The sequence below is a fragment of the Succinivibrio dextrinosolvens DSM 3072 genome (assembly GCF_900167015.1).
In the GTDB taxonomy this organism is placed as follows: Bacteria; Pseudomonadota; Gammaproteobacteria; order Enterobacterales; family Succinivibrionaceae; genus Succinivibrio; species Succinivibrio dextrinosolvens.
The window spans coordinates 1-12,047 of sequence record NZ_FUXX01000059.1 but is presented as its reverse complement, the minus strand read 5'-3'; the positions used below and the strand labels follow the sequence as shown (position 1 = coordinate 12,047).

Below are 12,047 nucleotides of genomic sequence, written 5' to 3'. Positions count from 1 at the left end.
CCTGAAGCTGTATTCGGTGATATCAAATATAATCACGGTTTCAAAAGATTCAGACTGCGATCTAAAGCGAAGGTAATAATTGAATTTGGGCTTGTGGCTCTGGCTCATAATATAAGAAAATGGGCCAATATAAGAAATGAAATGAATGCGGTAATAAGTTAAAAAAGAACAAGAAATACCTTAAGCTTCCTACCTTATCTCTCTAAAAGTTCTAAAAATCTCCAATCAAAATAAATATCTCAACAAAATCGTATTTGAAAATTTCAATTCCCTAGAAATAACAAAATTCTATGTTTGAAAAATGAAAGAGGCTGACATACTTTTTAGCCAGCCTCTTTTTAGTGTTTACTTTATGGAGGTTAGTGCAGTTTCGAGTCTTTGTCTCCAGGTTTGCAGAATTTCTTTTTGATGATGATTCTCTTCCTGAAGCTGAGCCATTTCTCTACGGATTGACTCTAACTCTTTATTTTTCTGATTGAGAGTCTTTTCTGTTTCCAAAAGTCGTTCAGAAAACTGTGTGCAAAGTCCACACAGTTCATCTAACTGCTCCAGCAGGAGCTTTTCTTTTGGAGTGAGTTTCTTTTCAATCACTATAGTATGTACCTGCTTACATCTTCATTTTCAACAAGATCACCCAGGTGCTCATCAACATATTTGTCGTCGATAATCACTGTGCTTCCTGCCTTATCAGGAGCAGAGAAGGAAACGTCTTCAAGGATTTTTTCCATTAAAGTATGAAGTCTTCTGGCTCCAATGTTTTCTGTTTTTTCGTTAACCTTGAATGCATCCTCTGCGATTCTCTTAATAGCTGATTCTTCGAATTTTACAGTAACGTTTTCTGTTCCTAGCAGCAGTTCGTACTGTTTTGTCAGGCTGTTGTTAGGCTCTTTTAGAATTCTTTCAAAGTCATCTGAAGTAAGTGCTGATAATTCAACTCTGATAGGAAGACGTCCCTGTAATTCAGGGATCAGATCTGATGGCTTTGACATCTGGAATGCACCTGATGCGATGAACAGTACATGATCAGTCTTTAACATTCCGTATTTTGTGTTTACTGATGAGCCTTCGATTAGTGGAAGCAGGTCACGCTGTACACCTTGACGTGATACTACACCTCTGTCAACACCGCCTTCCTGACAGATTTTGTCGATCTCATCAATGAAGACAATGCCGTTGTTTTCAGCAAGTTCAATAGCCTTTGTTCTTAAATCATCATTCTGTGTAAGCTTAGCAGCTTCTTCCTCTAACAGGATCTTGAAGGCCTCACTAATCTTCATCTTTTTGGTGGTTTTCTTACGAGCATGCATTGAGTCAAAAATAGACTGTAGCTGATCGTTGATTTCGTCCATTCCTGGAGCTCCACCGATAACATTTACAGTTGGACTCTTATCAGAAATTTCGATTTCAATTTCTTTATCATCAATTGAATGTTCTCTCAACTTCTTTCTGAACATCTGTCTTGCAGAAGAATTGTTTTTCTCTTCTTCAGTTGCGCTTGGATTTGGAAGCAGAGCATCCAGAATTCTTTCTTCTGCAGCATCTTCAGCTTTAGCTCTGTTATGTTTGAATGCCTCTTCCTTAACCATTTTCATAGAAACTTCAGCAAGCTCTCTGATAATGGATTCTACATCCTTACCAACATATCCAACTTCGGTATATTTTGTTGCTTCAACCTTTACAAAAGGAGCTTTTGCCAGCTTTGCTAGTCTTCTGGCAATCTCTGTTTTGCCGACACCGGTAGGGCCGATCATAAGAATATTCTTTGGAACAATTTCTGTTCGCAGATCCTTGCCGATCTGCATTCTTCTCCAACGGTTTCTAAGAGCAATTGCAACCGCTTTTTTAGCTTCTTTCTGTCCGATAATATACTTGTCTAATTCGCTAACAATTTCGCGAGGTGTTAATTCTGACATCTTTATTAGTTCTCTAGTGTTTCGATAATATGATTTTCGTTGGTGAACACACAAATGTTGCAAGCGATATCAAGAGATTTCTTAACAATATCAACTGCAGATAAATCAGTGTTTTCAATAAGAGCTCTTGCTGCAGCCAGGGCATAGTTTCCGCCTGAACCTGTTGCTAGGACGTCGTCGTCCATTTTCACAACATCACCAGTTCCTGTAATCATCAGAGAGTCTTTTTTATCTGCAACAATAAGAATAGCTTCAAGTTTTCTTAATGCTCTGTCTGAACGCCATAGCTTTGCCAGTTCAATACTTGCTTTTTCCAATATACCCTGATGCTCTTCAAGCTTCTTTTCGAATAGATCCAAAAGAGTAAATGCATCAGCGGTTGAGCCTGCAAAACCAGCGATAACCTTACCATGGAAAATTTTTCTTACTTTTCTGGCATTGCCTTTAAGTATGGTGCTCTGACCCATTGTTACCTGGCCATCACCACCTACAGCAACGACACCATTTCTTCTAATTGATACGATAGTTGTCATTAAATAATCCTTATTCTGTTTCTAACTGGCATTCATCAACCAAAGATAACTTGTCCATTTTTTCAAATGCGCTTATTGCCTCATCCCTTGATTTGAAAGGACCAATTTTTAGTGTGAAGTTGCCATTTTTTTTAACCGCAGAAGAGATTAGACCTGCTGAAAAAGCCAGTGTTGCTTTGTGTTCAGAGGCCTCCTTCTGTGAGTCATATTTGCCGCAGTAAAGGTAAGTTCCCTTTGACTGTACGGTCTGCTCTGAATTCTCTTCCTGATTTGCCTGAGCTGAATTATCATTCTGAGAAAGCTCTTCATTATTTGCCTCATCTGCAGGATTATCTGATGTGCTGTATTCCTCAGTCATATCTTCTGATTGAGGTTTATTCTGAATCTGTAGAGAGTTTTCCTCGTCTGCTGAAGGAGTTACAGCAACAGCATTATTGTCCGCAAATGATACTTCCTCATTTGAAGAGGAAACATCATTTGGATGAAGCATCATTGTGTTATCGTTCTGTTTGGATGGAACAAGCATTAGACAAATTAAAATAAAAACCAGTAAACCGATTCCGCAGACGGTTAGATTTTTATATTTAATTTTTGAATTTTCATTCTTTTTAAGTAAAAATTCCTTGGTTTTATTAAAGTAAACCAATAATGCTTGTTTGTACTTGTCCACTCTTACATTTGCTCCATTACGTTAATTCCCAGAAGACCAAGACCCTGTTTCAGAACTTTTGCTGTAACTTCACACAGTGCAAGTCTGCTCTGCTTGGTTTCCATATCTACTGAATCCTTCAGTACAGGGCAGGCTTCGTAGAAATGCATAAATAGATTTGATAATTCAAATAGATAATTGCATAGTAGATTTGGAAGAGCTTTATTGCCAACACTGTATACTGCTTCTGAGAATGCAAGTAGCTTGTTTGCAAGATCTTCTTCTGCCTCACAGCTGATGATAATCTTGCCTGGCTTGATATCTTCTGCTTTACGGAAGATAGCTCTGATTCTGCTATATGCGTACTGAAGATATGGAGCTGTATTGCCTTCAAATGACAGCATCTGATCCCAGTCGAAGATATAGTCTGTAGTACGGTTCTTGCATAGGTCTGCATATTTAACTGCACCCATTGCAATGTTATGAATAACAGTCTCTTTATCTTCATCAGACAAGGTAGATTTTCTATCTGCAAGCAGAGCCTTTACTCTTGATTCTGCCTCATCAAGAACATCTCTCAGCTTAACAGTGCCGCCTGATCTTGTCTTGAATGGCTTACCGTCCTTTCCTAACATCATTCCGAATGGACAGTGTTCTAGGGATACGTTCTTGTTTGTATAACCTGCTTTTTCACAGATGGCCCAAACTGTTTCAAGATGCTGCTGCTGGCGAGAATCTGTGAAGTAAAGAATTCTGTTAGCCTTTAACTTCTCAACTCTGTATTTGATACAAGCAATATCAGTTGTTGTATACAGATATCCACCATCATTCTTTCTTACGATGTTACCTAGAGGATTGCCTTCCTTATTTTTGAACTGAGGAAGGTAAACAACGATTGCCCCTTGGTCTTCCTGGGCGATTCCTTTGTTCATCAGATCCTCAACTACACCTGGAAGCATATCGTTATATAGGCTCTCGCCCATAATATCCTTATCTGATAAGGTTACGTCCAGTCTGTCGTACAGTTTCTGATTCTGAACCATGGTCATGGTTACCAGCTTTTTCCACATGGTACGGCAGTATTCGTCGCCACCCTGAAGCTGAACAACGTAGCTTCTAGCTTTTACGGCAAATTCTTCATCTGTATCGTAGCATTCCTTTGCTTCACGGTAGAATGCTTCAAAGTCTGATAAATCCATGCCTACACCAGACTCATTCTCTTTTTTCTCTAAGTAGGCAATCAGCATACCGAACTGGGTTCCCCAATCACCGATATGGTTTGCACGGATAACCTTATTACCTAAAAACTCGAGAACTCTAACGACAGCATCACCGATAACAGTTGAACGAATGTGGTGAACAGCCATTTCCTTTGCTACGTTTGGTGCTGAATAGTCAACAACGATAGTGTCCGGATTGCTGACTTCCTTTACGCCTAATCGAGCATCTTTGTTCATTGCTTCAAGAGCAGTTGCAATTGAATCCTTGTTAGCAAAGAAATTAATAAAGCCAGGACCTGCAATTTCGATTTTAGAAATGTGAGAATCACTAGGAATATTATCAATAATATCCTGAGCAATCTGTCTTGGATTCTTCTTTAGAGGCTTGGCCAGCATCATTGCAATATTGGATGCAAAATCACCGTGAGCTCTGTCCTTTGTGCGGTCAACCCGGATATTGTTTAGTAATTCTGGGCTAATTGAATTGTCTTTATTTAATGATGAAATGCTTTCTCTAATTAAATTTTCAATGATTTGTTTCATAAATATCTGCGAATAGAAGCCAGCTATTATTTACTGCTGGAGAAAACTCGCACCTCTAGTTTAATTTCAAATAAATTAATTCTTGCTTTAGCAGTTTCACTGATTCAATCCATATAGATATTGATCACTGACCGCAGGGTACCAAACATCTGTTTATTTAATGGTGAATCGCTATAACATAATGAAAATCATTATTTTTTTTACTGCAATTCAACGAATTTATTCACTATGACAAATAATTTGTCTGAATAAAGGAAAAATTTTTTGAGAAGAATACCATAAAATGCGCCTAGCACATAATTATTGGATCAACTTCAATAGCGAATCTTAAATCCTGAGATAAGGATTGTTCTGCAACTATATTTCTTACTTCGGTTAAAAACATATTCAAGGTTTTTCTGCTTAAACATGTAACCAGCATATGAAAATGGTAACGATTCTGCTGTTTTTCCATTTTATCAGACATAACAGGCGTTATTGCTATATTTGAATATTTATTAAGTACACTTATTAATTCTGAGTGCAGTTTATTCAAAAACGAAAATGCTGTTATACGTTCAGAACTGTTGCTTAATATAAATGCCTGATAAGTATATGGGGGCAGCATCAGGTTTTTTCTAGTCTTCAGCAGGTCTTCTGCAATATTAAGGTAGGAGCATTCAGGATTAATCAATTGGTTTATAAGTAAATTGTCTTTGTGATGAGTCTGAATGATTACTCGCCCTTTTTTATTTCCTCTGCCGGATCGTCCTGATACCTGGGTTAAAAGCTGAGCGGCATTTTCAAGTGATCTGAAATCATCTGAAAACAGTGAAGAGTCTATATCAAGAATGCCTACCAGAGTAACGTTAGGGAAATCATGACCTTTAGCCAACATCTGAGTTCCGATAACAATCTGGAATTTTCCTGAGGTAATTCTGTTCAATCTGCTTTCAAGCTGAGCTTTTGTTGTTACAACATCTCTGTCGATGCGTTCTATACCTATATCAGGATATCTTGTTTTCAGGTAATCGCTTACCTGTTCTGTGCCAAATCCCTGTTCAAACAGTGCATCACTCTGGCAGTTCGGGCAGACTTTCGGAATTGGAATATTATTTTCACACATATGACATTTTAATCTGTTCAAACCTTTATGAACTGTCAGAAGGTTATCGCAGTGTGGGCACATGAAGACGTGTCCGCAGTTGTGACATACCATGTGATGTGCATATCCTCGTCTGTTGAGGAAAAGCATTACCTGATTTCCTTTGGCTGTTTCCTCTCCTATCTCCTTTTCTAAGGTTTCACTTACTCCTGTTTTAAGTCCTTCTGTTAAAGGCTCATTTCTTAGGTCAATGATCTGAAAATCAGGGAGAGATGCTCCTCCTGCACGAATTGTCAGATCTAGCTTTTTATATATTCCTTTTTTTACGTTGTATACACTTTCAAGACTTGGAGTTGCTGAGCCTAAAATGATAGGACAGTTATTCTCCTTAGCTCTTATTATTCCAAGGGATCTTGCATGATATCGGAAGGAATCACTTTGCTTAAATGATGAATCGTGTTCCTCATCGATGATAATAAGTCCGAGATTAGGTATTGGTGTAAATAAAGCTGTTCTTGTTCCAATTAATATTCCCGATTTTCCGCTTTGCATATCAATGTATGCATCAAGCCTTTCTCTATCTGTAAGTGCTGAGTGCATTGAAGATACAGGAATATTGAATCTTCTGTAAAACCTATTGAAGGTCTGAGGGGTGAGCGCAATTTCTGGTACAAGAACTAATGCAGCTTTTCCTTGTTTTAAAACTTCCTCTATAACTCTGAGGTAAACTTCAGTTTTTCCTGAGCCAGTAATACCATTGAGGAGGAAAACCCCAAATTCATTTGTAGATGTTATCGATAGGATTGCATTCTGCTGTTCTATATTTGGAACAGGAGGATTTTCCTTTAAAATCGGAAGCTCTATTTCAGTGAATCTTTTCTGTTCTGTCTGCAGATTTATAAGTTTTGCAATACCTTTTTTTATTAAGGCATTCTCGGTCTGGCTTGAAAAACCTCTTTCTCTTAATTCCTTTCTTCTTATAGTTCCGTTTTTCAGAATCTCTATAAGTTTTAGCTGTTCCTGAGATCTTATTTTTGCTAATGCATCCTCATCAGGAACACTTTGCAGTTCAATTGCAGGAATGTTTTCGTAGGCGAAAGGTTTTCCATCTCTTAACATCTTCGGCAGGGCAACGTTATAGCATTGTCCTAAAGGATACTGATAAAAGGCGCTTCCAAATTCCAGAACCTTTTTTATGTCTTCAGATATAAAGGAGGTTTTATCTAATAGTTTAGCTTTTTTGATTTTTGAAACTGGGAGATTTATTTCTGGATTCACGTCGGTAATGATTCCGATGCAGTTTGAACCAGCGAAATTGACTTCGACTCTAGAGCCAATGCATTCAACTCCAGCTTTTCCTTCTATTTTATATGCAAATTTTTTTTGTAATGGTCGATTGATTACGACATTAACAATTGTGCAGTCGGAGTCTTTCATAGAACAGTGTATATAAATCTCTAGACAGAATTAATGATGATGATATTTTACCACGCAATCATTGACGGTATAAAACGGAACCTTTTCAACATATTATGCATTCAGATGCTTTATCTGAGGTATTTTATGCGGATAATTCACTGAAAATTAATGTAAATAATACTTGCATAAAAAAAATTAATTTACTATCATAAGCCACCGTTTCTATTAATAGGCGTGTGGTATTCGACGCAACCGCGGTTGAAAGCGCGACACGCAATGAGGTTCAAATGAAAGAGAATATTCATCCAGAGTACAAGGAAGTAAATGTACGTTGCTCATGTGGTAACACTTTTAAGATCCGTACTACTGCAGGACATGATTTAAGCTTAGATGTTTGCTCTAAGTGCCACCCATTCTTCACTGGTAAGCAGAAGATCGTTGATACCGGCGGAAGAGTTGAGGCATTCAAGAAGCGTTTCGGTGGTATTTCATCACTTGCTATCAAGCACTAATAGCGAACGTTCTAGTAATGAAAAAAATAGCCTTCGGGCTATTTTTTTTTACCCTATCTCCACTATATATTTCTCTTATATATCTTTTCTTTCTAGTATCTATTTTTTCTTTTTGTAAACAATATATTAAAAATAAACGAAAAAATTATTCAAAATGTGAATTTTCTTTTAGTAAAAAAAATAGTACATGCTAGACTACTTAATGAAACGGTCGGGGAAATTTAAATATATTGACTATTCTCCTTTCCTTTAATTGAAATTAGAGTGGTAAAGGGCGATACATCTTTCTCCTTTTTTACATACAGCAAAACAAACAATAAGAGGTGGTTACTGTGTCACATGATGCTAAATTATTACGTGAAAGAGCCTTAGCCTATCATGAGAATCCTGTTCCAGGAAAAATCAAGGTAGTTATTACAAAACCAGCTGAAACAGCAGATGATTTGACATTAGCCTACAGTCCTGGTGTAGCAGAGCCTGTTCGTGCTATTGCTGACAACCCATCAGATGCATATAGATACACTGGTAAGGGCAATTCTGTTGCAATTATTTCCAACGGAACTGCTATCTTAGGTTTAGGTAATCTAGGCCCACTTGCCTCAAAGCCTGTTATGGAAGGTAAGGCTTTATTATTCAATCGTTTTGCTGGTATTGATGCTATTGATATTGAAGTTAAGCATAAGACTGTTGAAGACTTTATTACTACAGTTGAGTGCATTGCTGATACCTTCGGTGGTATTAACCTAGAAGATATCAAAGCTCCTGAGTGCTTTATTATTGAGCGCGAGCTTCAGAAACGCTGTCAGATTCCTATTTTCCACGATGATCAGCACGGTACCGCAATTGTTACAACAGCTGGTATTCTAAATGCTGTTGAATTACAGGGTAAGAAGATTGAGGACTGTAAGATTGTCTGCGTTGGTGCTGGTGCCGCTGGTGTAGCATGTTCAGATTTAGTTCTGGCTTGTGGTGCTAACAAAGCAAACTTCTTTATGATTGACCGTCACGGTGTAATTCGTTCTGATAGACCTCAGTACAACAATGGTGAGAAGCCAAGATTTATCAACGATGCTGGTCCAAAGACTCTATCAGAGGCTATTAAGGATGCAGATGTTCTTCTGGGTGTATCAGGTCCTGGTCTAGTAACTGAGGAAGATGTTAAGAGCATGGCTCCTAATGCCGTTATCTTCGCATGTTCAAACCCAGATCCAGAGGTTGATCCTGCACTGGTTGCTAAAGTTCGTCCTGATATTATTATGGGTACAGGTCGTTCAGATTATCCAAATCAGATTAATAATGTTCTATGCTTCCCTTACTTATTCCGTGGCGCATTGGATGTCCGTGCAACCTGCATCAATGAAGAGATGATGAAGGCTGCTATGAATGCCTTAAGAGAGCTTGCTAAGCAGCCAGTTCCTCCAGAGGTTGTTAAGGCCGCTTTGGTTGATCATCTAGAATATGGACGTGATTACTTGATTCCAAAGCCAATGGATCCAAGACTAAGAATTCAGGTTTCAGGTGCTGTTGCACGTGCTGCTGTTAAGACAGGAGTTTCCCAGATTCCTCTGCCAGACTGCTATAAACAGTAATTCTGAAAAAACGATTTTTAGAAAGTTATAATCCTCTCTCCGAGAGGATTATTTTTTTGTGGAGTTAGATTTTTTCCAGAAGGACTCCGGTTTCAAGATGTTCTGTGTAAGGGAACTGATCAAAAAATGCCAGTTTCTTTATCCTATGAGTTTTACATAGATAGGTAAGATCAGAACAAAGGGAAGTTGGTCCACAAGAAATATAAATAACCCTGTTGAATCTTGCAGTGAAGTCTAAAGCCTCTTTGTATTCAAGGCCAGAACGAGGAGGATCGATTAAAAGGGTTGTAAGGTTGTAATCTTTGATATCAATATCGGCCAGTTTTAATCTCTTAAATTCTCTGGTTCCTTCAAGAGCCTGGGCAACCTCAACAGCTGATAATCTTGCAATTTGAGTATTCTTGATATTGTTTTTTTCTATGTTTTTAATTGCTGTCAGAGTTGGAACTCTGGATACTTCAGTTGAAAACACCTTCCTGAACAGATCTGCTAGACACACTGTAAAAGTTCCACTTCCACAGTACAGTTCAATTAAATCTTCATCTTTGCAGTTTGAACAGCAGTCTCTTGCAAATTGAACCATGTTCTGACATGCATAAATGTTTGGCTGCGAAAAGTTTCCTTCAACCTGATACAGATAGAAATCCTTATCTTTGGTTTTTATGGTTTCAAGAATGGTATCGGTATCTGCAAGAACAGTCTGCTTCTTTGCTCTTCCAACAAAGTTAACAGACAAACCTTCACTGATGAAATGCTCTCTTAGAGAATATGCAGCTTCTTTAAATTTATTTTCATCTATTTTCTTGTGGTAATTTAAGGAGATAACGAGATCTCCTTTTTGATTTGCAAGAAAATCTGCTTCAAAAAGTTTTACTGTAAGCTCATCATATTTCATCAGGTGTTTTTTTAATATTGCCATTGCCTGATTAATGGCTTTGGAGCCAACAGGGAACGATTTTAGTTCGATTCTTTGTTTTGGTTTTGATTTAGGAACAAACATACAGAATTCAAAATCAGTGTGCTCTTTATTAAAGAAGACACAGAATTCTGTTCTCATTCTGTAATATTCCGCAGGAGATGCAAAAACTTCTGGTTCAGGGAATTCAAGATTATTTTTTTTAAATAAATTCACTACGGAATCGATTTTTTCATTAAGATATTGATCGTAATTTTGAGGATCGGTTGTTCCAATTAAAGTTTTTAGCATAATTAAATTTCGGTCCATGTAAAAAAATATATGAGATCTTAAATTGTCGGAGCTTAAAGTTAAAGTGAAAAGAGTTCTTTTTTTTGACTCAGGTGTTGGTGGATTGTCAATTTTAAGTGATGTCATGAAGCTAAATAAAGACATCGAACCATATTATCTGTTTGATAATGAATGCTTTCCTTATGGAAGTAAAACAGAAGACTTTTTGATTAACAGAATAAAAAGTTTGATTGAACAGATAAACGATCAGTTTAACTTTAATGCCATTGTTATCGCTTGTAATACAGCAAGTACTATTGCTCTTCCATCTTTACGCTCTGCTATAAAGGTTCCAATTGTTGGAGTTGTTCCTGCGGTTAAACCTGCTGCTAAAATTTCCCAGAACAAGATAATTGGTCTCTTGGCTACACCAGGTACATTATCAAGAGCATATACAAAGAAGCTGATCGACAAATTTGCCAGTGATTGCAGACTTATCTGTGTTGGTGATGCAATGCTTGCTGTTATTGCTGAAACAAGATTGACGACAGGAGTTGTCGATAAGGATTCTATTAAAAAAATTGTTCAGCCTTTTCTTTCTGAAAAACTAGAAGAAAGACCTGATACAGTTGTTCTTGGTTGTACACATTACCCATTTGTAAAGGATGTTCTAAAAGAACTTCTTCCTGGTATGAATATTATTGATTCTGGAGAAGCAATAGGCAGACGAGTTAAGGATGTAATTAGAAATACTCCATCTCTGGATACAAAAGAGTCTATTCCAAGAGCGTTTTATACAGGACATCTTTTAGATTATGAAGGCAGACTTCAAATGGTTAAGAAATTTGGATTTGAGAAACTTGAAAAGTTTACTGTATCAATTAAATAATTTGATGTTTGATTAAAGTAATTCCAACACTCAATTTTCAAAAAAAATAATTAAAAAAAATTTAAAAAAAATTTAAAAAAATTTGATCTAGATCAAATAGCATTTATAAGCGATTAAACCTATACTCAAAAAGCTCACTTCTGAAAAAATCAGAAAAAAGTTAAAAAAAACATTTGACACATTTCAAAAAAAGTCTATAATGCATTTCCGTTGTCACGAACGACAACGACAAATAAAACCAAGCGTTTTAAAAGTTCTTTAAAAACAAGTACGGACAATCTGTGTGGGCCCTCGGAAGAGGGAAACAAAAAGATAGAGAAGGCAAGAGCTGAAGGACTATCAAAAATTTAAATCAAAATCTTTTTTATCGAAGAGTTTGATCATGGCTCAGATTGAACGCTGGCGGCAGGCCTAATACATGCAAGTCGAACGGTAACATAGGAAAAGCTTGCTTTTCCTGATGACGAGTGGCGGACGGGTGAGTAAAGTTTGGGAAGCTACCTGATAGAG

General features: G+C 37.2%; 11 protein-coding genes and 1 rRNA gene. 5 read left to right on the top strand and 7 right to left on the bottom strand.

Annotated features, from left to right (window positions below):
- Positions 1–162 (top strand): transposase (locus B5D46_RS11060; protein WP_143098625.1); only part of this gene is annotated, 162 nt, incomplete at its 5' end.
- Positions 163–345: 183 nt separating this feature from the next.
- Here B5D46_RS11060 and B5D46_RS11055 read toward each other — a convergent pair.
- The 6 genes from B5D46_RS11055 to priA all read right to left on the bottom strand — a co-directional run bounded on the left by B5D46_RS11055 (position 346) and on the right by priA (position 7,379).
- The gene (locus tag B5D46_RS11055; RefSeq protein WP_031490906.1) at positions 346–591 is read right to left on the bottom strand and encodes a hypothetical protein; all 246 of its coding nucleotides are present in this window, start codon (positions 589–591) and stop codon (positions 346–348) included.
- The gene (gene hslU / locus B5D46_RS11050; RefSeq protein ID WP_031490907.1) at positions 591–1,913 is read right to left on the bottom strand and encodes an ATP-dependent protease ATPase subunit HslU; all 1,323 of its coding nucleotides are present in this window, start codon (positions 1,911–1,913) and stop codon (positions 591–593) included. The genes B5D46_RS11055 and hslU overlap by 1 nt, the downstream gene beginning before the upstream one ends.
- 5 nt (positions 1,914–1,918) lie before the next feature.
- The gene (gene hslV / locus B5D46_RS11045) at positions 1,919–2,446 is read right to left on the bottom strand and encodes an ATP-dependent protease subunit HslV (RefSeq protein WP_031490908.1); all 528 of its coding nucleotides are present in this window, start codon (positions 2,444–2,446) and stop codon (positions 1,919–1,921) included.
- Positions 2,447–2,456: 10 nt separating this feature from the next.
- Positions 2,457–3,116: an SPOR domain-containing protein gene (locus B5D46_RS11040; RefSeq protein WP_078929511.1), complete on the bottom strand. Its 660-nt coding sequence runs from the start codon at positions 3,114–3,116 to the stop codon at positions 2,457–2,459.
- A gap of 2 nt (positions 3,117–3,118) precedes the next feature.
- Positions 3,119–4,858 carry an arginine--tRNA ligase gene (argS, locus tag B5D46_RS11035; RefSeq protein WP_078929510.1) on the bottom strand — a complete coding sequence of 580 codons (1,740 nt, stop codon included), beginning with the start codon at positions 4,856–4,858 and terminating at the stop codon, positions 3,119–3,121.
- Between the two features lie 289 nt (positions 4,859–5,147).
- On the bottom strand, positions 5,148–7,379 hold the full coding sequence (gene priA, locus B5D46_RS11030; protein WP_078929509.1) for a replication restart helicase PriA: 2,232 nt from the start codon (positions 7,377–7,379) through the stop codon (positions 5,148–5,150).
- Between the two features lie 269 nt (positions 7,380–7,648).
- On the opposite strand from priA, the gene rpmE reads away from it, so the two are divergent.
- Positions 7,649–7,873 (top strand): 50S ribosomal protein L31, encoded by a 225-nt coding sequence (rpmE, locus tag B5D46_RS11025; RefSeq protein ID WP_031490912.1) that lies wholly within the window; start codon positions 7,649–7,651, stop codon positions 7,871–7,873.
- A gap of 332 nt (positions 7,874–8,205) precedes the next feature.
- Positions 8,206–9,462, top strand: a complete 1,257-nt coding sequence (locus tag B5D46_RS11020) for a malic enzyme-like NAD(P)-binding protein (protein ID WP_078929508.1) — start codon at positions 8,206–8,208, stop codon at positions 9,460–9,462.
- A 64-nt stretch (positions 9,463–9,526) separates the two neighbouring features.
- Here B5D46_RS11020 and trmA read toward each other — a convergent pair whose 3' ends face one another.
- Positions 9,527–10,669 (bottom strand): tRNA (uridine(54)-C5)-methyltransferase TrmA, encoded by a 1,143-nt coding sequence (gene trmA, locus B5D46_RS11015; RefSeq protein WP_159443107.1) that lies wholly within the window; start codon positions 10,667–10,669, stop codon positions 9,527–9,529.
- A gap of 64 nt (positions 10,670–10,733) precedes the next feature.
- Here trmA and murI point away from each other — a divergent pair, with 64 nt between their 5' ends.
- On the top strand, positions 10,734–11,537 hold the full coding sequence (gene murI, locus B5D46_RS11010) for a glutamate racemase (protein ID WP_078929506.1): 804 nt from the start codon (positions 10,734–10,736) through the stop codon (positions 11,535–11,537).
- A 364-nt stretch (positions 11,538–11,901) separates the two neighbouring features.
- Positions 11,902–12,047: ribosomal RNA gene (locus B5D46_RS11005) — 16S ribosomal RNA — on the top strand; the annotation flags it as partial.